General features: G+C 76.5%; 19 protein-coding genes. 9 read left to right on the top strand and 10 right to left on the bottom strand.

Going from position 1 to position 23,267, the window contains the following annotated elements; genetic code table 11:
- Window positions 1–16 precede the first annotated feature (16 nt).
- Window positions 17–1,099: a ThiF family adenylyltransferase gene (locus ET471_RS09360; protein ID WP_242496221.1), complete on the top strand. Its 1,083-nt coding sequence runs from the start codon at window positions 17–19 to the stop codon at window positions 1,097–1,099.
- 3 nt (window positions 1,100–1,102) lie between these two features.
- Here the strand turns inward: ET471_RS09360 and ET471_RS09355 are convergent, their stop codons facing one another.
- The 3 genes from ET471_RS09355 to ET471_RS09345 all read right to left on the bottom strand — a co-directional run bounded on the left by ET471_RS09355 (window position 1,103) and on the right by ET471_RS09345 (window position 3,980).
- Window positions 1,103–1,513, bottom strand: a complete 411-nt coding sequence (locus tag ET471_RS09355) for a WhiB family transcriptional regulator (RefSeq protein ID WP_129190855.1) — start codon at window positions 1,511–1,513, stop codon at window positions 1,103–1,105.
- Window positions 1,514–1,661: 148 nt separating this feature from the next.
- Window positions 1,662–1,850 carry a hypothetical protein gene (locus tag ET471_RS09350; protein WP_129187741.1) on the bottom strand — a complete coding sequence of 63 codons (189 nt, stop codon included), beginning with the start codon at window positions 1,848–1,850 and terminating at the stop codon, window positions 1,662–1,664.
- A gap of 105 nt (window positions 1,851–1,955) precedes the next feature.
- A complete protein-coding gene (locus ET471_RS09345; protein WP_129187739.1) occupies window positions 1,956–3,980 on the bottom strand; it encodes an ATP-dependent helicase in 2,025 nt (674 codons plus the stop codon).
- Window positions 3,981–4,110: 130 nt separating this feature from the next.
- Here ET471_RS09345 and ET471_RS09340 point away from each other — a divergent pair, with 130 nt between their 5' ends.
- Complete coding sequence (locus ET471_RS09340) at window positions 4,111–4,362, top strand: mycoredoxin (protein ID WP_129187737.1); 252 nt, start codon at window positions 4,111–4,113, stop codon at window positions 4,360–4,362.
- A 31-nt stretch (window positions 4,363–4,393) separates the two neighbouring features.
- Here ET471_RS09340 and nudC read toward each other — a convergent pair whose 3' ends face one another.
- Window positions 4,394–5,536, bottom strand: a complete 1,143-nt coding sequence (gene nudC / locus ET471_RS09335) for an NAD(+) diphosphatase (RefSeq protein WP_242496220.1) — start codon at window positions 5,534–5,536, stop codon at window positions 4,394–4,396.
- A gap of 104 nt (window positions 5,537–5,640) precedes the next feature.
- Here nudC and ET471_RS09330 point away from each other — a divergent pair, with 104 nt between their 5' ends.
- Window positions 5,641–6,561: a macrolide 2'-phosphotransferase gene (locus ET471_RS09330; RefSeq protein ID WP_129187735.1), complete on the top strand. Its 921-nt coding sequence runs from the start codon at window positions 5,641–5,643 to the stop codon at window positions 6,559–6,561.
- Window positions 6,562–6,570: 9 nt separating this feature from the next.
- Here ET471_RS09330 and ET471_RS09325 read toward each other — a convergent pair whose 3' ends face one another.
- Together ET471_RS09325 and ET471_RS09320 are read right to left on the bottom strand one after the other, a co-directional pair.
- Complete coding sequence (locus tag ET471_RS09325) at window positions 6,571–10,449, bottom strand: ATP-dependent helicase (protein ID WP_129187733.1); 3,879 nt, start codon at window positions 10,447–10,449, stop codon at window positions 6,571–6,573.
- Window positions 10,446–13,997: a UrvD/REP family ATP-dependent DNA helicase gene (locus ET471_RS09320; RefSeq protein ID WP_129187731.1), complete on the bottom strand. Its 3,552-nt coding sequence runs from the start codon at window positions 13,995–13,997 to the stop codon at window positions 10,446–10,448. Before ET471_RS09320 ends, ET471_RS09325 begins: the two co-directional genes overlap by 4 nt.
- A 101-nt stretch (window positions 13,998–14,098) precedes the next feature.
- On the opposite strand from ET471_RS09320, the gene ET471_RS09315 reads away from it, so the two are divergent.
- Both ET471_RS09315 and ET471_RS09310 read left to right on the top strand, forming a co-directional pair.
- A complete protein-coding gene (locus ET471_RS09315) occupies window positions 14,099–14,641 on the top strand; it encodes a hypothetical protein (protein ID WP_129187729.1) in 543 nt (180 codons plus the stop codon).
- A gap of 181 nt (window positions 14,642–14,822) precedes the next feature.
- The gene (locus tag ET471_RS09310; RefSeq protein ID WP_129187727.1) at window positions 14,823–15,047 is read left to right on the top strand and encodes a DUF3107 domain-containing protein; all 225 of its coding nucleotides are present in this window, start codon (window positions 14,823–14,825) and stop codon (window positions 15,045–15,047) included.
- A gap of 65 nt (window positions 15,048–15,112) precedes the next feature.
- On the opposite strand, the gene ET471_RS18845 is transcribed toward ET471_RS09310, so the two are convergent.
- A complete protein-coding gene (locus ET471_RS18845; protein ID WP_280949937.1) occupies window positions 15,113–16,105 on the bottom strand; it encodes a ferritin-like fold-containing protein in 993 nt (330 codons plus the stop codon).
- Here ET471_RS18845 and ET471_RS09300 point away from each other — a divergent pair.
- Together ET471_RS09300 and ET471_RS09295 are read left to right on the top strand one after the other, a co-directional pair.
- Window positions 16,095–17,786: a DEAD/DEAH box helicase gene (locus ET471_RS09300; RefSeq protein WP_425356551.1), complete on the top strand. Its 1,692-nt coding sequence runs from the start codon at window positions 16,095–16,097 to the stop codon at window positions 17,784–17,786. The genes ET471_RS18845 and ET471_RS09300 overlap by 11 nt on opposite strands.
- Window positions 17,787–17,965: 179 nt before the next feature.
- The gene (locus ET471_RS09295) at window positions 17,966–18,259 is read left to right on the top strand and encodes a DUF1905 domain-containing protein (RefSeq protein ID WP_129187723.1); all 294 of its coding nucleotides are present in this window, start codon (window positions 17,966–17,968) and stop codon (window positions 18,257–18,259) included.
- Between the two features lie 4 nt (window positions 18,260–18,263).
- Here ET471_RS09295 and ET471_RS09290 read toward each other — a convergent pair whose 3' ends face one another.
- Together ET471_RS09290 and ET471_RS09285 are read right to left on the bottom strand one after the other, a co-directional pair.
- A complete protein-coding gene (locus tag ET471_RS09290) occupies window positions 18,264–18,899 on the bottom strand; it encodes a MarC family protein (protein WP_129187721.1) in 636 nt (211 codons plus the stop codon).
- Window positions 18,896–19,735: a PHP domain-containing protein gene (locus ET471_RS09285; RefSeq protein ID WP_129187719.1), complete on the bottom strand. Its 840-nt coding sequence runs from the start codon at window positions 19,733–19,735 to the stop codon at window positions 18,896–18,898. Before ET471_RS09285 ends, ET471_RS09290 begins: the two co-directional genes overlap by 4 nt.
- Window positions 19,736–19,832: 97 nt before the next feature.
- On the opposite strand from ET471_RS09285, the gene ET471_RS09280 reads away from it, so the two are divergent.
- Together ET471_RS09280 and ET471_RS09275 are read left to right on the top strand one after the other, a co-directional pair.
- Window positions 19,833–20,639, top strand: a complete 807-nt coding sequence (locus ET471_RS09280; protein ID WP_129187717.1) for an alpha/beta fold hydrolase — start codon at window positions 19,833–19,835, stop codon at window positions 20,637–20,639.
- 81 nt (window positions 20,640–20,720) lie between these two features.
- Window positions 20,721–22,277, top strand: coding sequence for an aminopeptidase P family protein (locus ET471_RS09275; RefSeq protein WP_129187715.1), 1,557 nt, complete (start codon window positions 20,721–20,723; stop codon window positions 22,275–22,277).
- 103 nt (window positions 22,278–22,380) lie between these two features.
- On the opposite strand, the gene ET471_RS09270 is transcribed toward ET471_RS09275, so the two are convergent.
- Window positions 22,381–23,184 (bottom strand): YflT domain-containing protein, encoded by an 804-nt coding sequence (locus ET471_RS09270; RefSeq protein ID WP_129187713.1) that lies wholly within the window; start codon window positions 23,182–23,184, stop codon window positions 22,381–22,383.
- Window positions 23,185–23,267: the final 83 nt, after the last annotated feature.

Below are 23,267 nucleotides of genomic sequence, written 5' to 3'. Positions count from 1 at the left end.
CTGGCACGCTGCCCGCGTGACCACCGACGCGCCCCGTGAACCCACCAGCGACCGGCTGCGGATGCGCGCCGGCATGCCCGTGCTCGACCGCGGCCAGGGCGAGGTGCAGCTCGGCACCGACCCCCGCTGGGCGCTGCGCCTCGCCGGCCTGGACCCGGCGGAGGTGGCCTGGCTGCGCGAGCTGGCCACGCGCCGGCACACGTCCCCGGCCGCCGCGGCAGAGCGGCACGGCGTGCGGCCCGCGCGCCGCGACGAGGTGGTCCGGCTGCTGCGCACCGGCGGGTTCCTGCTTCCCGCCGACCCGGCCTCCCGCACGGCGACCGTGCTGGCCCCGGCCGACGGCGCCGCCGACGCGACCGCGCTCGGCGCCCTGCGGCCCGACGGCGCGGGCCGCGCCACGCTCGCGCGACGCGCCCGGGCGTCGGTCGCGGTCGCCGGCCTCGGACGGCTGGGCGCGGCCGTCGCCCTGCACCTGGCCACCGCGGGCGTCGGCACGCTCGTGCTCGCCGACGCCGGCGCCGTGCAGACCACCGACCTCGGGCTCGGCGGCTACACGCCGGCCGACGTCGGCCGGCCACGCCGCGTGGCGCTCGCCGACGTGCTGGGTCGTGCCGCGGCGCACGTGCGCACCCGCCCCGACGGGAGCGCCGACGTCGTCGTCCTCGTCGAGACGCACGCGACCGCGCCCGCGCGGTACGCGCGCCTCCTGGGCGACGGGGTGGCGCACCTGACGGTCACGGTCCGGGAGGCGGACGTCGTCGTCGGGCCGTTCGTGCTGCCGGGGCGCACGGCGTGCGCGCGGTGCGCCGACCTGGCGCGGGCCGACGACGACCCGGCGTGGCCGGCGCTCGCGGCCCAGCTGCGTCAGGCGACGGAGGCGCCGCAGGAGACCACGCTCGCGGCGAGCGCGGCGGCGGTGGCGGGGGCGCAGGTGCTCGCACACCTCGACGGGGTGCGGCCCGCGACGGCGGGGGCGACGGTCGAGCTCGCGCTGCCGCAGGCGTTGCCGCAGGTCAGCGGGCTGGCACCGCACCCGAGGTGCGGCTGTGTGGTGCTGGGGGGAACCCTCACGCGGCCCGGCGCGGCCGGAGCCGCGTGAGGGTCACGCCGCGGCGGTGGCCGAAGCCACCGCCGCAGCGGCAGGAGCAGCAGGCAGCTGCTGCTCGTTCTTGCGGGGACGGCCGCGGCCACGCTTGCGCGCGACGACGACGCCGTCCACGAACACCTCGCCGCCCCAGACGCCCCAGGGCTCGGCGCGGTCGATCGCGCCGGCGAGGCAGCCCGCCTGGAGCGGGCAGGTCCGGCACAGGGCCTTGGCCTGCTCGACCTGGGCCGTGTGCTCGGCGAACCAGAGCTCCGGGTCGCCGGTGCGGCACGGGATGGCGCCGCTGATCACGGCCTCGAAGGCCGTGTCGATGGTGGTGTCGGTGGGCAGGGGTTGGTGAGGCGTCCAGGCAGCGGCACCGGGAGCTGTCTCCAGGTAGCGCTCGTCCAGAAGGTGCGCGAGTCGCACGAGTTCCTCCGTCAGGTTCTTCAAAGTCGTCTTCGGCTTTTCAGGACCGACGGCCCGGCTCTGGCTCATCGGTGGCTGCTCGTCCAGCCTGATGAAACAGAAAGGCCGCGGATCCTGGGTGGACTCCGCGGCCTGGGTGCTTCGGCGGTTACGCCGGAGGGTTCCTGGGGGCGGAGTCGGGGGCGAGGCGGATGCCGTCGATCCACGTGTGCTTCACGGCGACGGACTTGTAGCCCGCACGCTGGGACGTGAACGCACGCAGACGCGACGGCGCGTCAAAGCCCAGGGCATGCGTGGGCGTAGCGACGGCCATCGTCTGGTTGTTCATGATCTCCACAGCTTCCACCTCCTTCGGGCGCTCGGGCGTGGCCTCGCGGCGCGCGCCTCCTCGTTCAGGGACTCTCCGAGGATAGACCTGACCCCGCAGGACCACACAACCTATTTATCGAGAACTTCCCGAGCCCGTCGCTGACGCCACCACGGCGAGCACCGCCGCGCCGTACCGGTCGATCTTCGCGGGCCCGATCCCGTGGATCCGGGCCAGCTGCATCGTGCTGGTGGGACGCACCTCGGCGACCTCCGCGAGCACCGCGTCCGTCAGCACCGTGTAGGCGGGCTTGTCGATCTCGGCGGCCACCTGGCGGCGCCATTCACGCAGCGCCGCGAAGAGCTCCGGGTCGTGGTCCCCGGTGAGCAGCTCGCGCGACCTTCCGCGGACGGCGGACCGCACCGCGCCCGGCTCCGGCCACAGGCCGTCGAGGAACCGCGTGCGCTTGCGGGTGGCCCGGTTGCTGCCCGCGCGGGCGCGCGCGAACGACACCTCGAGGTGCACGCGGGCGCGCGTCACGCCCACGTAGAGCAGCCGCCGTTCTTCGGCCACGGCGTCGTCGGTCTCTGCCAGCGAGATGGGCATGAGACCCTCGCTCACCCCCGCGAGGAACACCGCGTCCCACTCCAGGCCCTTCGCGGCGTGCAGGGAGGCGAGCGTGACGCCCTCGACCGTCGGGGCGTGCTGGGCGGCGGCCCGCTCCTCGAGCTCGGCCACGAGGTCCGCGACCGTCGGGGTGCGGTCCTCGCGCGCGGCCGCACGGGCCACGTCGTCGGCGAGGGCGACCAGCGCCTGCATCGAGTCCCAGCGCTCGCGGGCCGCGCCGCGGGCGGCGGGCGGCTTCTCCTGCCAGCCCGTGGTGACGAGCACGTCGCGCACCTGCTCGGGCATCGGCTGGGCGGGGTCGGCCGAGCGGGCGGCCCCGCGCAGCAGGACGACGGCGTCGCGCACCTCCTTGCGCTGGAAGAAGCGCTCGCCGCCGCGCACCTGGTAGCCGATGCCGGCGTCGGACAGGGCGGCCTCGAACGCCTCCGACTGGGCGTTGGTGCGGTACAGCACCGCGATCTCGCTCGGGCGCGTGCCCGTGGCGACCAGGCGGGCCGCCTTCGCCGCGACGCCCGCGGCCTCGGCCTCGTCGTCGTCGTACGCCGTGAACGCCACGGGCGCCCCGGCGGGGCGCTGCGCGCTCAGCTCGAGCGCGCCCGTGACCTTGCCGCGCCGCAGCAGCTCGTTGGCGAGGTGCACCACCTGGGGTGTCGAGCGGTAGTCGCGCACCAGGCGGACCTCCTGGGCCTGCGGGAACCGGCGCCGGAACTCGAGCAGGTACCGCGGCGTGGCGCCCGTGAACGAGTAGATGGTCTGCGACGGGTCGCCGACGACGCACAGCTCCACGCGGTCGCCGAGCCACTGGTCGAGCAGGAGCTGCTGGAGCGGGGAGACGTCCTGGTACTCGTCGACGACGAAGTGGCGGTACTGGCCGCGCACCTCCTCGGCGATCGCGCGGTGCTCCGTGAGGATGCCGGCGAGGATCTGCAGCACGTCCTCGAAGTCGATGACGCCGCGCTCCGACTTCACGTCCTCGTACGCCGTGGCCAGGCGGGCGACCTGGTGGTGGTCGAAGCCCGCCGGGGCGGGGCGGCCGGCGGCCAGGGCGCGGCGCTCGTAGTCGTCCGGGGCCACCAGGCCCACCTTGGCCCACTCGATCTCGCTCGCGAGGTCGCGCACCGCGACCCGGTCCACGGAGACGCCGACGAGCCGCGCCGCCTCGGCGACGAGAGGCGCCTTGTGCTCGAGGATGCGGCTCGGGGCGCCGCCGATGACCTTGGGCCAGAAGTAGCCGAGCTGCCGCAGCGCCGCCGCATGGAACGTGCGCGCCTGCACGCCGGCCACCCCGAGCTCGCGCAGGCGCGTGCGCATCTCCCCCGCCGCGCGCGCGGTGAACGTCACCGCGAGGACGGTGTTCGGCTTGTAGACGCCCGTGCGCACGCCGTAGGCGATGCGGTGGGTGATCGCGCGCGTCTTGCCCGTGCCCGCGCCCGCGAGGACGACGACGGGGCCGCGCAGCGCGGTGGCGACCTCACGCTGCTCCGGGTCGAGGGCGTCGAGGATCGCGTCAGGGGTGGCGAGGCTGCTGGACATCGCTGGCGATTCTCGCAGCCGGCGGTGACAGCGCCCGCCGGGGTGTCCCCTGGGGTCGCGCCGTGCGGGATGATGCACGTCGACGCCGGCGTTCACGCCGTCGAACCCGATCCCGACCCGGAGACACCTCATGGCCGACGCCGCCGCCCTGACCATGTACACGACGACGTGGTGCGGGTACTGCCGCACCCTCAAGACGGCGCTCAGGTCCGCCGGGATCCCGTGGAACGAGGTCGACATCGAGGACGTCCCCGACGCCGGCGAGCTCGTCGCGAGCATCAACGGGGGCAACCGCGTCGTCCCGACCGTCGTCTACCCGGACGGCACCGCGGCCACCAACCCGTCGCTCGCCGACGTGAAGGCCGCGCTCGCGCTGTCCTGACGGCCTCGTGCGGCGGCGGCCCGGTCCAACCTCACCAGGTTCCCGGCAGCGGGCCGCCGTACCACTCCTCGATGAGGGCGCGCGCGATCGACAGGCGCGTGGGCAGGCGCACCTCGTCCGCCTCGACGGCGGCGCGGAGCCCGGCCCGCGTGAACCAGCGGGCGTCCGTGAGCTCGACGCCGTCGGGCGCCGCGTCGCTCCCCCGCCCCACGACGTGCGCGCGGAAGCCGAGCATGAGCGAGGCCGGGAAGGGCCACGCCTGCGACCCGCGGTAGGCGACGTCGGCCGGGCCGTCTCCGACGGCGACGCGGACCTCCTCGGAGACCTCGCGGCGCACCGCCTGCTCGAGCGACTCGCCCGGCTCGACGAAGCCGGCCAGGGTCGAGAACCGGTGCGGCGGCCAGTGGGCGGCATGACCCAGCAGCAGGCGGTCCTCGTCGTCGACGACCGTCATGATCACCGCAGGGTCCGTGCGCGGGTACAGCTCGCGGTCCTCGACGGGGCACCAGCGCACCCAGCCCGCCTTGCGGACGTGCGTGGGCGCGCCGCAGCGCGGGCAGAACGCGTGGACGGCGTGCCAGTTGACGAGCGACACGGCCTGCGTGGCGAGGCCCTGCTCGAGGTCGTCGAGCGCCTCGAGGGCGCGCAGGGTCTCCCAGCCGCTCGCGCCGTGGTCCCCGACCACGCCCGCGACCGCGCCGCGCACGGCCCGCAGCGCGGTGCCGTCGACGGCGGCGAGCGCGTCGTCCGTCGGCGGCAGCGCGAGCGCGACGTACGTGACGCCGTCGAGCTCGCCCAGGTAGAGCCACAGCGGCGGGTCCTGCGCGGGCGGGGTGTCGCGCTCGACGTCGACCGGGTCGTCCGCGGCGTCGGGGCGCGGCGGCGGCGTCGGGCCCGGGTCCACCGGGGCGGGCAGCGTCGTCGGCCCGGCCCACGCGAGGTGCGTCTCGCCCGCGCCGCCGACGGCGAGGCCCGCGCCCGCGCCGCGCACGGCGCGGCCCGCACCGCCGACGACGGCGAGGCGGTCGCCGTGCAGCAGCAGCACGCGGGTGGCGGGATCGGCGTGGAGGTGGGTCAGCAGGCCGGGGTCGTCGCGGTGCTCGGCCGCACGGTCGTGCAGGGCGCGGGCGAGGGGCAGGTCGAGCGCCGCGACGTCGGGCAGCGGGGTGGGCACGCACCGACGGTACCCCGCCGCCCGCAGGCGTCGCCGGGGCAGGTGGGCACCGACACGCGCGGCCGCAGCGCGGGCCGCGACCCGTCCCCGGATACGGTGGGCGCGTGTCCCGCTCACCCCTCGCCCTCGCCGCGCTGACCACCGCGGCCGTGCCGGGCCTCGACGCCCGGTCGGTCCGCCGCGAGGACGCGCCCGGGGACTACGACGTCGCGGTCGTCACCGCGGGCGACGGGACGCTCTGGGAGATCCGCGCCCCGCGCACCCCCATGGCGGGAGCGGCGCTCGAGGCCGAGATGGAGCTGCTCGAGTCGCTGCACCTCTACCACGAGGCGGGCGTGCTGCCCTTCACGGTGCCGCGCGTCGCCGGGGCGGCGCTGCTGCCCGAGGGCGGCCGCGCCGTCGTCCACAAGCACATCACCGGAGCCCCGCTCGACATCGAGGCGCTGCGGCCCGGACCCGGGCTGGCCGCGGACCTGGGGCGCACGCTCGCCGCCGTCCACGAGCTGCCCGCGACGGTGGTCGAGGCGTGCGGGCTGCCCTCGTACACGGCCGAGAACTACCGCGAGCGGCGCCTCGTCGAGCTCGACGAGGCCGCCGCGACCGGGCGCGTGCCCACCCCGCTGCTGCGCCGGTGGGAGGCCGCGCTCGAGGACGTGACGCTGTGGCGGTTCCGGCCCGTGGTGGTGCACGGCGACCTCGCCGCCGACCAGGTGCTCGTGGCCGGCGGGCGCGTCGCCGCGATCACCGGATGGTCGGACGCGCGCGTCGCCGACCCCGCGGACGACCTGTCGTGGCTGCTCGTCGCCGCCCCGCCCGAGGCCGTCGACTCGATCATGGAGGCGTACCAGCTGCGGCGCACCGAGCTGCAGGACCCGCGGCTCGTGGACCGGGCGCTGCTGGTCGGCGAGCTCGCGCTCGCGCGGTGGCTGCTCCACGGGGTGCGGCAGGGGTTGCCGGACGTCGTCGCGGACGCCGAGGCGATGCTCGCGGACCTCGACGAGGCGACGCGCGAGGACGCCGTCTAGTCCTCGCGCTCAGCTCCCGCGGACCAGCGCCTCCAGCTCCTCCTCCGTCGCGAGCCGTTCGGGGCGCACCGTCTCGCCCGTCGCGACGTAGCAGAACGCCGCGCTGACCTGGTCGAGCGGGAGGCCCGCCCAGCGCGACCACGCCAGCCGGTACACGGCGAGCTGCACCTCGCGGGCGGTGCGCGCCGCCGCGTCGGCCGGCGGTCGGCCCGTCTTCCAGTCGACGACGACCACCGCGCCGGGTGCGCCGTCCGGGTCGGGGAAGACGGCGTCCATGCGCGAGCGGGTCATGATCCCGGCGAGCGGCGTCTCGACGTCCTGCTCGATCGCCACCGGCGTGCGGCCGGCCCACGCGCTCGCCAGGAACTTCTCCTTGAGCGTGTCGAGGTCCGCGTCGGCGCGCAGGTCGTCGTCGTCCGCACCCGGCAGGTCCTCGACGTCGAGGAGCGACGACGCCGTGAAGTGCTGCTCCACCCACGCGTGGAACCGCGTCCCCCGGCGGGCGTGCACCGTGGGCTGCGCGGGGACGGGGCGGCGGAGCTGGAGGGCGAACTCGTCACGGTCGGTGGCGAGGCGCACCAGCCCCGAGGCGGAGACGTGCGCCGGCATCTCCACCTCGCGGCCGGACCGCTCGTCGCGCTCGGCGAGCAGCAGGCGCGCGAGCTCGACGACGTCGTGGCCGGTGGCGTCGAGCAGGACGCCCGCGGGGGCCAGCACCTGTGGATCGTCTGGCGCAGGGGAACCGTGCACGGTTGCCGGGTCGGGGACCGTCGGTGCGCCGGCCCGGTCCCCCGTCGGGCCGCCGGCCCGGCCCGTCCGAGGCGCAGCCGTGGCGTCGGGGCCCGGCTGGGTCGAGCGGGCGGCTCGCGCCCGGGCCAGCCCCTGCGCGCGTGCCGCGGCCGCGGCGTCCACGAGCGCCGCGGTCGCCCGCAGCACGTCGCGCGGCGACCCGTGCTCGACGTCGTCGGCGGGCCACGAGGCCGTCACCTCGACGTCGTCGCGCGGGTTGGCCGCTGCGGCGTCGGGGGCGGGCGTCCAGCCGTCCGTGGCGACGAGACCCGCCTCGGCGAGCTCGACGAGGAACGGCGACACACGGCGGGCGCGCGACCCCGTGCCCCACCAGTGGGCGGTCAGCAGCAGCTCGCGGCGGGCGCGCGTGAAGGCGACGTAGGCGAGCCGCCGCTCCTCGGCGAGCGCGTGCTCGCCGCACGCCACGCGGAACTCGGTCCGGCGCGCGTCCAGCTCCTTGGTGTCGGCGGCCGCGTCCCAGCGGAACGCGGGCAGGTCGGCGGCGTCGCCCCGCAGCGGGTAGGGCAGGGCGCCCGCGTCGGTGAGCCAGCCGGAGTCGGTGCGCTGGCCGGTGGTCGTCTCGGCGACCGTGGGGAAGACCCCGTCGACCAGGCCCGGGACCGCGACGACGTCCCACTCCAGGCCCTTCGCGGCGTGCGCGGTGATGACCTGGACGGCGTCGGGATCGGGCTCGCGCACGGGCAGGTCGAGGCCGCGCTCCTGCTTCTGGGCGACGCCCAGCCAGGCGAGGAAGGCGCCCAGCGTCGCGACGTCGGCCGACTGCGCGAACGTCGCGGCGACGTCGCGGAACGCGTCGAGGTGCTCGCGACCACGGCGGCTGACCCGCTCGCCCGCGTCGGGCACCAGGGCGGCGACGGCGTCGGCCGTGGCGACCTCGACGTCGAGGCCGAGCGCGCGCTCGGCCTGGACCACGAGCTCGGGCAGGGACAGGTACGTCAGGCCGCGCAGACCGCGCAGCACCGACCTGAGCGCCGTGAGGCGCGCGTGCGCGGCGGGCGTCAGGAGGCGGCCGTCGCGGGCGGGGCGGCCCGGCTCGGGCAGGTCGTCGAGCGCGTCGACGAGCGAGCGGTGGTCGACGACGTCGCCCTCGACGACGGCGAGGTCGTCGACGGCCTGCGTGTCGTCTGGCGTGTCGACGGGCTTCGCGGCGTGGCCGGGATTCGCGGGCCGACCCTCGTCGGCACCGCGCTCGACGCCGTCGGCGGCGACAGCACGCCCGGCCGCGTCGGCAGCGGCACGCCCGGCAGCGTCGGCGGCAGCACGCCCGGCAGCGTCGTCGTCCGCCGCCCGGCCCGGACGTCCGCGCTCCGCGGCTCGTCGCGGGTCGTCCTCGCGGGCGAGGTCGGCCGCGCGCGAGCCGAGCGCGTGCAGGTCCGCGGCACCGAGGTTGACGCGAGGTCCGGTGAGGAGGCGCAGCAGGGAGTCGCCGCGGGAGGGGTCGTGCACCGCCTCGAGCAGCGCGACGACGTCGACGACCTCGGGCGTCGAGAGGAGGCCGCCCAGGCCGACCACCTCGACGGGCAGCCCGCGCCGCCGCAGGGCGACCTCGACGGCCGCGAACTGCGAGCGGGCCCGGCACAGCACCGCTGCCGTGACGCGCCCGTCGGGGTGCGTGCCGGGCCGCCAACGGTCCGCGACCCACTCCGCCACCGACGCGGCCTCCTCCTCGAGCGTGGTCGCGACGTGCGCCGTCACGACGCCGGCCCCGGCGCCGGGGCGCAGGTCCAGCGGCGGGACGTGCGTGGTCAGGCTCTCGCGCAGCGGCGCGGACGCGACGTTCGCGGCGGCGAGCACCGCGGCGTCGTTGCGCCACGACGTCGACAGGTAGCGCACCCCGGCGGGGGCGCCGTCGGCGTGCCGGAAACGCTCGGGGAAGCGGGCCAGCCCGGAGGCCGAGGCCCCGCGCCAGCCGTAGATCGACTGGTGCGGGTCGCCCACGGCCGTGACCGCGTGCCCGCCGCCGAACAGCCCGGCCAGCAGCTCGACCTGGGCGTACGACGTGTCCTGGTACTCGTCGAGCAGCACGACACGGAACCGCGCGCGCTCCACCTCGCCCACGTGCGGCACGGAGCGGGCGAGCTCGGCTGCGAACGCGATCTGGTCGCCGAAGTCGAGGGCGTCGGCGCCGCGCTTGCGGCGGCGGTACTCGGCGACGAGGTCCAGCAGGGCGCGCCGCTCGGCGAGGCTGCGCAGGAGCTTCTCGTTGTCCGCGCCGCGGGTGCGCTGGCGAGGGCCGAGCGGCAGCGCACCGAGCCGCTCGATCATCGCGTCGAGCGCTGCGCGGGCGTCGTCCACGTCGACGAGGTGCTCCCCGAGCTCCGCCGAGAGCCCGATGACCGCGCCGACGACGCCGGACACGGCCCGGTCCGTGCCGAGGTCCTCGTCCCAGGACTCGACGAGCTGGTTCGCGAGCTGCCACTGGTTGGCCTCGCCCAGCAGCCGGGAGCCCGGCTCGACGCCGAGACGCAGGCCGTGGTCCGTCACGAGCGAGGCGGCGTACGCGTTGTACGTGGCGACGGTGGGCCGGGCCAGCAGGTCGATCGCGGCGTCGGCGGCCGACGCCGGGCCGTGGCCCGTCCGCGCGCGGGCGCGGGCGAGCTGCGCCAGACGCGACGTGACGCGCGTCTGGAGCTCACCGGCCGCCTTGCGCGTGAACGTCAGGCCGAGCACCTGCTCGGGCTCCACCAGCGCGTTGGCGATGAGCCACACGACGCGCGCCGCCATCGTCTCCGTCTTGCCGGAGCCCGCGCCCGCCACGACGAGCGTCGGCTCGAGCGGCGCCTCGATGACGGCGACCTGCTCGTCGGTGGGCTCGTGCCGGCCGATGAGCCGCGCGATCTCGCGTGCGGAGAGCGTGGACTCGGCGACAGCGACAGCGACGGCGCCGCTGCCGGGACCGGGGCCGCTCGGCGCCGAGGCCCCGGACACGGCATCGGGCAGGAACGCGTCCTCGGGCAGCAGCGCCGGGTCGTCCGGGCTGTGCGCGCTGTCGCCGGGCGTCGAGCCGAGCGCCGCCCAGTCGTCGAAGGGCGCGTCGGCGCCGAACGGGAGTCCGAGGTTCTCGTCGGGCGTGCTCACGCGACGACCCCCCTTCCTTCAGGCTGGAGCGGGCAGGACCGGCGCACGGGGCACATCGGGCACAGGTCGTTCGGGTGCGCGGCGAACCGGGCGGAGGCCATCGTGTCGGCGGCACCCTCGACGAGGGCGCGCGCCCAGCTCGAGCCGTCCGGCTCCGGCGCGAGCGCCGGCTGCTCGCGCAGCGACGGCTTGACGGTGTCCGTGCCGACGAAGACGAGGCGGGCGCCCGCGCTGCGCGTCGCCTCCCCGACCGCGCCCGCCTCGACGGCGAGCTGGTAGGCGCCGAGCTGCGGGTGCGTCGCGGCCTTCTCCTTGGTCGGCGCGGTGCGGCCCGTCTTGAGGTCGGCCACGATCGCGGCCCCGTCGCCGGCGTCCTCGACCCGGTCGACCTTGCCGCGCAGCCGTGCCCGGCCCACCTCGACGTCGATCTCGGCCTCGACGGCGAGCGGCGTCCCGGCGTCCGCCAGGTACTCGGCGAGCCGCTCGACCATGCGGTCCGCGCGCCGCCTCAGCTGGCGGGCGGGCCAGCCCGGTGGCAGCGCGAGCTGCGGCCAGCGTCGGTCCAGCTCGGCCCTGAGGTCGTGCAGGGAACCCGTCGGCAGCGCCTCGGCGATGGCGTGGACGAGCGTGCCCAGGGTCTGGTTCTGGTCGTCGGCGGCCGTGCCGCCCGCCGCCTCGAACGACCAGCGCAGCGAGCACGTGGTCACGGTCTCCACCTTCGACGGCGAGACCGGGACGACGGCGTCGTCCGGCCACAGCGCGGCGTCGCTCGACGCGCCCGCGACGCCGTACCAGGTGCGCGGGTCCGCCTCGGGGACGCCGGCCGCGGCGAGGTCGGCGAGCAGGGACGCCGCGGCGGCCGCCTCGCCGTCGAGGGTCGCGCCCGCACCGACGACCAAGCCCACCGCACTGCCCGCGGCTCCGCCCGCGCGGTTCCCGGCGGAGCCAGCACCGCTCCCCGCGGTCGGGCCCGTCGAGGCTGCTCCGCCCGCACGCTCCCGCGTGGCGCCGCCGGGCTCCTCCGCCACCGCGGATGACGCCACGGTCCGCACGAGCGCCGCCCGCGCCGTCGCGACGATGCCGCGCAGGTCGAGCGGGGCGACGACGTCGACGCGCCGCGGGTCGCGCCCCTCGCCCTCCTCCGGGGGCACGACGAGGTCGCAGAAGACGCTGGGCGCGTCCTCGGCGTCCTCGATCGCCGTCACGAGCAGCCGGCGCCGGGCCCGCGACGTCGCGACGGCGAAGGCGCGGAGCTCGTCGGCGAGCACCTGCTTGCGCGCGTCGGGCCCGAGCCCGTGCGCGTCCTGGGACCGGCCGGCGAGCAGCTCGACGAGGGCCTGCGACCCGAGCAGCGAGTCCCGCAGGCGCAGGTCGGGCCACACCCCGTCCTGCACGCCCGCGACCACGACGACGTCCCACTCGCGCCCCGCGGCCCCGGCGGGGGTCAGCGCCTCGACGGCGTGCGCCCCCGACGCCGACGCGGCGAGCGAGTCGGCGGGGAGGTCCTGCGACGACAGGTAGTCGACGAAGGCAGCCACGGGCGCGCCCGGCATGCGGTCCACGTACGTCTCGGCGGCCCGGAACAGGGCGAGCACGGCATCGAGGTCGCGGTCCGCGCGCACGCCCGCCGGCCCGCCGGCGAGCGCCGCGTCCCGCCAGCGCGCGGCGAGGCCCGTCGCGTCCCAGACGGCCCAGAGGACCGTCTGGGCGGACGCGCCCGGCTCGCCCGCGGCGGCGCGTCCGGCCGCGAGCACGCGCGCGACGGTCGCCGGACCCCGCCTGACCGGGGACGGGAGCGTCGCCGCGCGGGCGGGGTCGCCCAGCAGCTCGACGAGCAGCGCGTCCGAGGACCGCCCACCGCCGCCCGCCAGCTCCTCGGCCCGCAGGGCCCGGCGCAGCCGCCGGAGCGCGACGGCATCGAGCCCGCCGACCGGCGAGGTCAGCAGCGCGGCGGCCGTCTCGGCGTCGAGCAGCGGGTAGGGGGCGGACCGACCGCCTGCGCGCAGCCCGACGACGGGTTCCGCGACCTCGCGCGGGACGACGGAGTCCGGGTCGGCCCCGGCTTCGGGTCCTGCGACTCCGCGCAGGGCGACGGCGTCGACGTCGTCCGTCGCGAGCTCGGCGAGCAGCGCGTCGAGGCTGCCCGGCGCGGCCACAGCGGCCACGCGCAGCGCCGCGAGCAGCGGCGCCACCGCGGGCTCCTCGCGCAGCGGCACGTCCGAGCCCAGGAGCGCGACCGGCACCGACGCCGCGACGAGGTCGCGGCGCAGCGCGCCGAGCCGGTCGCCCGAGCGCGCGACGACGGCCATGCGCTCCCACGGGGTCCCGTGCAGGAGGTGCTCGGCGCGCAGCTCGCGTGCGATGTACGCGGCCTCCTGCGCCTGCCCGGCGAGCACGGCGACGGCCACGCCGGACGGCGCCACGTCGTCGCCAAGGGCCGCGCCCCCGGGGGTCGGGCTCTCCGGGGTCGGCGCCGACGCCCCGCGCTGGAACGGCCCGCCCACGGTCGGGACCCGCGCCGTCACCACCCGGGTGACCTCGCGCAACGCCTCCGTCTGACGCCACACCGTCCCGAGCACCACCTCCTCGGCCCCGAACGCGCCGGGCGACCGTGCCGGCGCAGCCGCCCGCCCGACCAGCCCGGGCGTCGCCCCGCGGAACCCCTGGACAGCCGAGTCGGGGTCGGCGAGCAGCACCAGCCGCGCCCCGTCCCGGGCGAGCACCTGGAGCAGCCGCGCGGTCGCGACGGTCGCCTCCTGGTAGTCGTCCACGACGACGAGGTCCCACGACGGCCGCGGCACCCCTGGCACCTCGTCCTCCCAGGCTGCGAGCGACTGGGCCGCCTCGTCCACGACGACGGCGGGGTCGAACCGGGCCCCCGAGTCCGGCGTGCCGAGCCGCAGCGTCATGACGTCGAGGTACTCCTCGTAGAGCTGCGCGGCCATGGTCCACTCCGGGCGCACGTGCGCCCGCCCCAGGTCCGCGAGGCGTCCCGGGTCGACGCCCCGCTCGGCGGCCCGCATGAGCAGGTCGCGCAGCTCCCGCCGCAGCCCGCGCAGCCCGAGCGCCTCGGTCGGCAGCCCGTCGGGCAGCAGGAGCGGCGCGCCCTCCCCCTCGAGGTGGCCGGCCAGCAGCTCGGCGAGCACGAGGTCCTGCTCCGGCCCGGAGACGAGGGTCGGCGTCGGCTCGCCGAGCGCCGTCGCGCGCGTGCGCAGCACGGCGAACGCCGCCGACGACGCCGTCCGCACCATCGGCGCCCCGAGCGTGCGCCCGGACGCCGCGGCCACCTGGTCGCGCAGCCGCGCGGCGGACCGGCGCGACGCCGCGAGCACCAGCACGCGCGCGGGTTCGAGACCCCACGCCGTCACGGCCTCGACGGCGACCGCGGCCGTGACCGTCGTCTTGCCGGTTCCCGGGGCGCCGGCGACGAGCAGCGCGGGCGCGGTGCGCGCCTGCTCGACGGCGGCGCGCTGGGTGGGGTCGAGCGCCACCTCCGGCCCCGCGACGGGTGCGGGAGGCACGAGCCGGGGCGCGGGGCGGTTCGTCATGCGCGGAATGCAACCAGGTGCCTCTGACAGCGACGTCCACCGCTGGGCCACCTCCGCGGATCCATTGCCCTGGGCACCCGATCTGCGCGAGGATCTGCGCCATGTCAGCACTCGCCGGCGAGGACGCCACCACCGCCGTCTCAGGCCGCTCCGTCGACGGCGTCGGACGCCCGACCGTCCGCGAGAGCCTCCAGACGTTCCCGGCGATGCTCCGTCGACGGAGCGTCGGCGCGCTCGTGCCTCCGGGGCTGCTCGTGGCGGGCGCCCTCCTGCTCGGGGCCGACCTGCCGGGACCCTTCTGGCCCGCGGGCGCCGTCGGCTCCCTCGTCTTCGTCGTCATGTTCACCGTCGTGATGACGCTGGCGGTCCTGCTGCTGAGCCTGCTCGACGTCAGGAGGACCCGGCGCAGCGCCCCGCGGATCCACCTCGACGAGTCAGGGGTGTCGGTCACGGTGTCGACCGGCGTCACGATCGCGCTGGCGTGGGACAACACCCGGGTCCGGTTCGTCACGTCGTCCGTCGTCGGGCTGCGCGCTCGCAAGGGCTTCGCGCTCATGGCGATCCCGCTGTCGGCGTTCGACGGCGAGGACCGGGCGGTCGCGTGCTCGCTGCTCGCCGACAAGCTCGGTGTCGAGGTGCGCTGACGGACCCGTCGCGCACCGTTCACGCGGCGTCGATCGCACCCGGCCCCACGGGTCGAGCGCCGGCGCCCCGATCGGCCCTGCGCGAAACCCCCGCGCCGCCAGACCGCCCCGCCCCTCCCCCGCCATAGGATCGACGCAGCCCAGTCCCGCGCGCCGCGAGGTGCCGTCACAAGGAGTAACCGTGGAGATCACGATCGGTGTGCAGAACCTCCCGCGCGAGCTGTCCGTGGACACGGACCTCACCGCGGACCAGGTCGCCGAGACCCTCAAGAAGGCCCTCGCCGACGGCGGCGTCCTCGAGCTCACCGACACCCGCGGCCGCCGCGTCCTCGTCCCGACGACGACGATCGGCTACGTCGAGGTCGGCCCGGAGGAGACGCGCCGCGTCGGCTTCGGCTCGCTCTGAGGCAACTCGCTGGTCCAGGCCGGCGGCTCGTCAGCCACCGCCTGAGCCTCGCCCCGGGGCGAGGCTCAGGCCGCCAGCCCCATGCGGTCCATGCGCCGCGTGTGCTCGGCCGTGAGCTCCCCCATCGCCCACGCGACCGCGTCCGCGGGCGGCTCGCCGTCACCGGCCGACGCCGCGGCGGCGCGGCGCGCCAGCTCGGCGAGCCCCGGCCGCGTCGCGAGGAGCTCCTGGCACAGCGACAGCGACTCGCCGACGACGCGGCGGCCCCACAGGGCCAGGCGTGACGCGAGGCGCGGGTCGGCGTCGGTCGCCGCACGCACCACCGAGGTGACGCGCTCGGGCTCGTCGACCTCGTAGGCGAGCGCCGCCGTCACGACGGAGGCGTCGGCGGCGGGCAGCCCGGTGGCGAGCAGCCGGCACAGGTCGGTCGAGACGCCGTGGCCGACGACACCCTTGAGCAGCCCCTCCCACCACGTCGACTCGTGGGTGCGCGCCTCGAACGAGTCGAGCACGCCCACGAACGGCCGCATGAGCTCGACCGGCTCGACGCCCCGTGAGGCGCCGATCGCGAGCAGCTCCTGCTGCTGCTCCCCCACGCGCACGGCCACCGTCATCATGCGGTGGGCGGCGTCCAGGTCCGGCGCCCCGACGGTGTGCGCGCCGACCAGGCCGAACAGCCCCAGCCGCACGTAGGCCGCCAGTCCGGCGAGCTCTAGCAGGGGGGTGTCCTCGGGGTCGTCATGGCGCCCAGGATACGGTCGAGGCCCGTCGCCGGGCCGGTGGCGGGCGCCCCGCGCCGTCGAGCGGCACCACAGCGGACGGGCGGGCGGCCCCGCCGCGGGGCGTTTCCCGTACCATGGCCCCGTACCACGGTTGCCCGGTCGTCCCGTGCAGACTTCTGCGCAGGCCTCCCTCTGGGGGAGGGCCGCGCTCGTTCCTTCACGATCGGCTGCCGTCCGCACGGTGTGACGCGCCGACCCAGGCGGTCTCGACAAGCTCGACCGCCTTGGAGCGCGCGCCGCGCCGCCCAACAGACCGAAGGCACTTGTGACCACCATCGACAACCAGGCCGAGACCACGGCCGGGACGGCCGCGTCCGCGCTCGCCGCCCCCAACGCCACCAGGGCGCACCACGCCGCCTCCGCGATCCAGCGTCAGGACGTCTCCTTCGCGGACTTCGGCGTCCGCCAGGAGATCGTCGACGCGCTCACCGACGTCGGCATCACCCACCCCTTCCCCATCCAGGCGATGACGCTGCCCGTGGCCCTGCAAGGCCACGACATCATCGGCCAGGCCAAGACGGGTACCGGCAAGACGCTGGGCTTCGGCGTCCCGCTGCTCCACCGCGTCGTCGCGCCGGGCGAGCCCGGCTGGGACGACCTCGTCGCGCCTGGCAAGCCGCAGGCCGTCGTCGTCGCCCCCACGCGCGAGCTCGCGGTGCAGGTGGCCGGCGACCTCGCCACCGCCTCTGCGCACCGCCCGAGCCTGCGCGTGATCCAGATCTACGGCGGCCGCGCGTACGAGCCGCAGATCGAGCAGCTCAAGCAGGGCGCCGAGGTCGTCGTCGGCACCCCCGGCCGCATGGTCGACCTGCTCAACCAGGGCCACCTGAACCTGCTGCGCGCCGAGACGATCGTGCTCGACGAGGCCGACGAGATGCTCGACCTGGGCTTCCTGCCCGACGTCGAGAAGATCCTGTCCCGCCTGCCCGCCAAGCGGCACACCATGCTCTTCTCCGCGACGATGCCCGGCGCGGTCGTGTCGATGGCCCGCCGCTACATGTCGCAGCCCACGCACATCCGCGCAGCCGACCCCGACGACGAGGGCGCGACCGTCAAGAACATCACGCAGGTCGTGTACCGGGCGCACGCGCTCGACAAGATCGAGGTGCTCGCCCGCCTGCTGCAGGCCGAGGGCCGCGGCCGCACCATCGTGTTCGCGCGCACCAAGCGCACGGCCGCCAAGGTGAGCGACGAGCTGCGCGAGCGTGGCTTCGCCGCCGGCGCCCTGCACGGCGACCTGGGCCAGGGCGCCCGCGAGCAGGCCCTGCGCGCGCTGCGCCACGGCAAGATCGACGTGCTGGTCGCGACCGACGTCGCCGCCCGCGGCATCGACGTCGACGACGTCACGCACGTCGTCAACTACCAGTGCCCCGAGGACGAGCGCACCTACCTGCACCGCGTCGGCCGCACCGGCCGTGCGGGCAACAAGGGCACCGCGGTCACGTTCGTGGACTGGGACGACATGCCGCGCTGGTCGCTCATCGACAAGGCGCTGGAGACGGGCCACCCCGAGCCCGTCGAGACGTACTCGACGTCGCCGCACCTGTTCGCCGACCTGAACATCCCCGCGGGCACCAAGGGCCGCCTGCCCAAGGACAAGCGCACGCTCGAGGGCCTGGACGCCGAGAAGCTCGAGGACCTGGGCGAGACCGGCAAGCGCACCACCCCCCAGCGCGCGCAGGGCACGCGCTCGGGCGCCTCGCGCGACGGCGGTCGCCCCGGCTCGCGTGACGGCGGCCGCTCGCGCGGCGGCTCGGGCTCGGGCAGCCGCCCGGCCCGCGACGGCCAGGCCGCACGCCCGTCTGCCGAGCGCCCCGCCGAGCGCCCCGACGACGGCGCCGCGTCGTCGGAGGGGACGACGTCGGAGGGCGGCGCCCGCCGCAGCCGCACCCGCCGCCGCACGCGCGGCGGCCGCCCCGCGACCGGCACCCCGGACGCACCCCCGACCGCCAGCTGACGCACCCGCGCCGCCCGCCGCCCGCCCGCCGCGGAAGACGCGGAAGCCGCGGAAGACGCCCAGGCTGATCGTCGGTTCGCGCTCTGATCGTCGGTCCCATCCGACGATCAGACCGCGAACCGACGATCAGCGCACCGACGATCAGCCGGCACGGGCGTGCCGGTCGGTACCGTCGAGACATGCAGCTCAAGTTTTGCGCTCAGCTCTGGCAGTGGCAGTCCCGGACCGACGCGTGGTGGTTCGTCACCGTCCCGCCGGAGCTGTCCGACGAGCTCGCCGAGCTGCCCCTGCCGCCCCGCGGCTTCGGCTCGATCCGGGCGCGGGTCGCGATCGGCGGCACGCGCTGGGAGACGTCGGTGTTCCCCAGCGACGAGCAGAAGGGCTACGTCCTGCCGGTCAAGAAGGCCGTGCGGAAGGCGGAGGGCATCGAGGACGGCGCGACGGTCGAGGTCGTGCTCGAGCCCGTCTGTTAGGACGTCAGGCCGCCCGCACGAACTCCGTGACCGCCGTCGCGATCATCTGGACGGCGATGGCGGCCAGCAGCAGACCGGCGATCCTGGTCACGAGCGTGACGCCGGAGTCCTTGAGGATCCGCTGGATGGTGTTCGCGAACCGCATCGCCAGGAACACGCACGCGTGCACGGCGACGACGGCGAGCACGATCGCGACCCAGTGCCCCACCACGTGCTCGCCGGCGGCGAGCCGGCGCTGCACGAACACCATGGTCGCGACGATCGCGCCCGGCCCGGCGAGCAGCGGGGTGCCGAGCGGCACGAGCGCCACGTTGACCGCCCCGCCCTTGGCCGGCTCGGGCTCCTCCATCTTCCCGGTCAGCAGCTCCATCGCGACGAACAGGAGCAGGAGGCCGCCGGACGCCTGGAGCGCGGGCAGCGAGATGCCCATGTAGTGGAGCAGCTGCTGGCCGAACGCGGCGAAGACGACGATGACGCAGAACGCCACGAGGATCGCCTGGCGCGCGGCGCGGTTGCGCTGCTTGGGCGTCATGCGCGAGGTGAGCGCGAGGAACACGGGCACCGTGCCGGGCGGGTCCATGATGACGAACAGCGTCACGAACACCTCGGTGAACAGGGCGACGTCGATGACGGCGTTCACGGGCGCAGCACCTCCAGGGTCCCCTGGTCCTCGATCTGCGCCAGCACGTCGGGCGCGGTGGTGAGCTCGCCGATGCGGTTCGGCTTGCCGGCCCCGTGGTAGTCGCTCGAGCCGGTGACGAACAGGCCCAGCGCCCGGGCGAGGTCGCGCAGGCGGGCGCGCGTGGCGTCGTCGTGGTCGCGGTGGTCGACCTCCAGCCCGGCGAGCCCCGCGGCGGCGAGCTCCTCGATCCGGTCCTCGCGCACGACGCGCCCGCGCTGGACCGCGCCGGGGTGCGCGAACACCGGAACCCCGCCGGCGGCGCGGATCGCGCGCACGGCCGTGACGGTGTCGGGGGCCAGGTGCGGCACGTAGTAGCGGGTGCCGGGCCGCAGCACGGTCGCGAACGCCTCGTCCCGCGTGGCGACGACACCCGCGGCGACGAGCGCGTCGGCCAGGTGCGGGCGCCCCACGGTCGCGTCCTCGCCCGTCTGGGCCAGGACGTCCTCCCACGTGATCGGGTAGTCCTCCCCGAGCAGCGCCGCCATCCGCTCCAGGCGGGTGAGTCGCGAGGCGCGCGTGCGCTCCAGCTCTCCCACGAGCCCCGGATGGGTGGGGTCGTACAGGTAGGCGAGCATGTGCACGCTGACGTGGTCGGAGACCGTGGAGATCTCGGCGCCGCGCACGAGCGCGACGCCCGTGCGCGCGGACGCCGCGGCGGCCTCGTCCCAGCCCGCGGCCGTGTCGTGGTCGGTGAGCGCGACGACGGCGACGCCGGCGGCCGCGGCGGCCTCCACGACCTGGCCCGGGGCGTCCGTCCCGTCCGACGCCGTCGAGTGGGTGTGCAGGTCGATCACAGGCGGGAGCCTAGTCGCGCCGGGCCGCCGCGCCCGCGTGACGTATCACGCAGCGCCGTCCCGCGCGTCGCGCCACGTGGCGCGGGACGATCGTCGTATGGCACTCGAGCCGGCCGTCGTCTTCGTCCACGGCATGCGTACGTCGTCGGCGATCTGGGCCCCGCAGCTCGCGCACGTGCACGATGCCGGGTACGACGCCGTCGCCGTCGACCTGCCCGCGCACGGCGAGCGCCGCGACGAGCGGTTCACGCTGGCGGGCGCGTTCGCGGTGATCGACCAGGCGATCGCCGCGCTCGGAGCCGACCGTCAGATCGCCCTCGTGGGGCTCAGCCTGGGCGGGTACACGACGCTCGCGTACGCCGCGCGGGAGGCCACGCTCGCCCAGGTGGGCGCGCTGCCGCACCCGGGGCGGCTGGCCGGCGTCGTCGCCGCCGCCTGCTGCTCGGACCCCAAGGGCAAGCCGGTCGCGCTCTTCCGCGACGTCGCCCGGGTCACGGTGAGCGGGGCGACGGCGGCCGAGCGCATGGGCCGGTCGGCCGCGAGCCGGTGGCGGCGGTCCATCACGGGCCGGGGCACGCGCGCGGGCGGGTCCGACGTCGCGGCGCTGCTCGGCGCGACGGCGGCCGCGGGGCCCTACCGGCCGGGCTGGGACGTCGTCACGGACGCGCTGACGCACCTGGCGGGGAGGTCCTCCGTGGCGGACGTGCGGGCCACGCGCGTGCCGGTGTGGCTGGTCAACGGGTCGCGCGACCACCTGCGGCTCGAGGAGCAGCGGCACCTCGCGGCGGCGTACCAGGGCGCGCTCGTCGTCGTGCCGGGGGCCGGGCACGACGTCAACAGCGACGCCCCGGACGCGTTCAACCGCGTGCTGACCCGGGCGCTGCACGACTTCGCGCGGCACTGACCGGTCCCGTCGCGGTCGCGGGGGCGCGCGCGGCCGACCGCCCGGTCCGCCCGGGCACGCGCCTGGTGCGAGACTGGCGGGATGAGCGACACCTCCGCGCAGCCCCCCGCCGAGAAGACCGAGTCGGACCACCGCAACCGGCCGCACTCCCAGGCGTTCGTCGACTTCATCACCTCGCGGTGGGCCCCGCGGGCCGACCTCGGCGTCCAGCCGGGGGCCGCCGCGCCCTTCACCGCCGCCCGCCGCGCCCGGCTCGCCGCCGAGCTGCCCGGCGCCCGCCTGGTGATCCCCGCCGGCCCGCTCAAGGTGCGCTCCAACGACACCGACTACCGGTTCCGCCCCCACTCGGCGTTCGCGCACCTCACGGGCCTGGGCACCGACCAGGAGCCGGACGCCGTCCTGGTGATCCACCCCGTGGAGCCCGGGACGGGCGACGCCGGACCGGACGGACCGGGCGACCACCACGCCGTGCTCTACGTGCGCCCGCTCGCCGCGCGCGACACCGAGGAGTTCTACGCCGACTCCCGCTACGGGGAGTTCTGGGTGGGCGCCCGCCCGTCCCTCGACGACGTCACGACGCTCACGGGCATCGAGGCCCGCCACATCGACGAGCTGCGCGACGCGCTCGCCAAGGACGTCGGCGCCGGCGTCGTGCTGCTCGTCGTGACCGGGTCCGACGAGGCCGTCGAGACGCTCGTCGAGGCGATCCGCGTCGAGGCGGGCACCGAGTCCGCCGAGCCCGCCCTGGCCGCCGCCGCGGAGCTCGCGGACAAGGACCTCGTGCGCGCCACGAGCGAGCTGCGCCTCGTCAAGGACGAGCACGAGATCGAGCAGATGCGCGAGGCCGTCGACCGCACCATCGAGGGCTTCGCGGAGGTGGTCCGCGCGCTGCCCCGCGCCGTCGCGCACCGCCGCGGCGAGCGCGTCATCGAGACGACGTTCGACGCGCACGCGCGCCTCGAGGGCAACGCCGTCGGGTACGAGACCATCGCGGCGTCGGGCGAGCACGCCACCACGCTGCACTGGATCACCAACGACGGCGAGGTCCGCGAGGGCGACCTGGTGCTGCTCGACGCGGGCGTCGAGGTCGAGTCGCTGTACACCGCCGACGTGACCCGCACGCTGCCCGTGACCGGCACCTTCACCGAGGTGCAGCGCCGCGTCTACCAGGCGGTGCTCGACGCCGCGGACGCTGCGTTCGCCGTCGCCCGGCCGGGCGTGCGGTTCCTCGACGTGCACGAGGCTGCGATGGCGGTCATCGCCGACCGCCTCGAGGAGTGGGGCCTGCTGCCCGAGGGCGTGACGGCCGAGGTGGCGCTGACGCCCGCAGGCCAGCAGCACCGCCGCTGGATGGTGCACGGCACCTCGCACCACCTGGGTCTCGACGTGCACGACTGCGCGCAGGCCCGCAACGAGCTGTACCGCGAGGGCCGCCTGGAGGAGGGCATGGTCTTCACGATCGAGCCGGGCCTCTACTTCAAGGCGGACGACCTCGCCGTGCCCGCGGAGTACCGCGGCATCGGCGTCCGCATCGAGGACGACGTGCTCGTGACGGCCGACGGCAACGAGAACCTCAGCGCCGCCCTGCCCCGCGACCCCGACGCCGTCGAGGCCTGGATGGCGTCACTGCGCGGCTGACCGCCCGCACGGACGACGAAGGCCCCGGTTCCTCGAGTCTCTCGAGGAACCGGGGCCTTCGCGCTGCCAGTGCTTCAGCGCCCTGCGGTCTGCTGCCCGACCGTCAGTCGTCCTGGCGCGGCGGCGCGTAGGGGTCGGCGGGCGGCGGCGTCGGCGGTGTCGCCTGGCCCGGCTCGGGCGGCACGATCGACGGCAGCGTCGGCTCCTGCGGGGCCGCAGGGGCGGCCGGCGCCGGCTGCGGGGCCGCGGGCTGCGGGGCCGCTACCGGGGCCTCCGTCGTCGGGCGCATGGCGCCGTAGCGCGGCTCGCCCGTGGGCGTCGTCCAGCGCGGGTCCGGGGTGCGCGGCGCGGCCGGGGCGGCCGCCGCCGGTGCGGTCGCCGCCGCGGCCGCCGTCGCCGCGGCCGGGCGGGCGCGGCCCAGCCCCGTCGGAGACTTGAGCAGCAGCGAGCGGGCCTCGGCCGCCGACGCCGAGTCGCACACGATGGCGTACGACGTCGCGACGATCTGCGACTGCGACGTGAAGTCGCGGCGGCCCCGCGTCATCGCGTACGAGAGCACGGAGAACAGGAGGCCGAACCCGGCGCCGAGCGCGACGCCGATGAACACGACGCTGCTCGACACGCCCGCGCCGCCGAAGAGCGACAGCAGCAGGCCTACGAACAGACCGAACCACGCGCCCGACCCGGCGCCCGCCATCGCCACCCGCCCGTAGGACAGGCGGCCCGTGACGCGCTCGACCAGGTTGAGGTCCGTGCCGACGATCGTGACCGCCTGCACCGGGAACTTCTGGTCGGACAGGTAGTCGACGGCCTGCTGCGCCTCGAGATACGTCGGGTACGCGGCGACCGTGTCACCCTGCGGGAGGGTCGGCGTCCTGGGCACGGGCTGGGGTCGGGTGAAGCTCATGTGGCCAGTCTGTCGCAATCGCCCCAGCGTCACCACCAGGCTGTCCACCGGGCGTACGAACGACGCCGACGTAGGCTGACCTG

The sequence above is a fragment of the Xylanimonas protaetiae genome (assembly GCF_004135385.1).
Lineage (GTDB): Bacteria > Actinomycetota > Actinomycetes > Actinomycetales > Cellulomonadaceae > Xylanimonas > Xylanimonas protaetiae.
Note: the sequence above shows the minus strand (reverse complement) of the source record. Positions and strands in the feature narration are given on the sequence as shown.

Excerpts from the sequence above, each read along its gene's own strand:
- ET471_RS09295 (WP_129187723.1), top strand. The coding sequence starts at position 17,966 with ATGCAGCTCAAGTTTTGCGCTCAGCTCTGGCAGTGGCAGTCCCGGACC.
- ET471_RS09280 (WP_129187717.1), top strand. The coding sequence starts at position 19,833 with ATGGCACTCGAGCCGGCCGTCGTCTTCGTCCACGGCATGCGTACGTCG.
- ET471_RS09345 (WP_129187739.1), bottom strand. The coding sequence starts at position 3,980 with ATGTCCAGCAGCCTCGCCACCCCTGACGCGATCCTCGACGCCCTCGAC.
- ET471_RS09270 (WP_129187713.1), bottom strand. The coding sequence starts at position 23,184 with ATGAGCTTCACCCGACCCCAGCCCGTGCCCAGGACGCCGACCCTCCCG.
- ET471_RS18845 (WP_280949937.1), bottom strand. The coding sequence starts at position 16,105 with ATGGTGGTCACAAGTGCCTTCGGTCTGTTGGGCGGCGCGGCGCGCGCT.
- ET471_RS09320 (WP_129187731.1), bottom strand. The coding sequence starts at position 13,997 with ATGACGAACCGCCCCGCGCCCCGGCTCGTGCCTCCCGCACCCGTCGCG.
- ET471_RS09315 (WP_129187729.1), top strand. The coding sequence starts at position 14,099 with ATGTCAGCACTCGCCGGCGAGGACGCCACCACCGCCGTCTCAGGCCGC.
- ET471_RS09275 (WP_129187715.1), top strand. The coding sequence starts at position 20,721 with ATGAGCGACACCTCCGCGCAGCCCCCCGCCGAGAAGACCGAGTCGGAC.
- ET471_RS09340 (WP_129187737.1), top strand. The coding sequence starts at position 4,111 with ATGGCCGACGCCGCCGCCCTGACCATGTACACGACGACGTGGTGCGGG.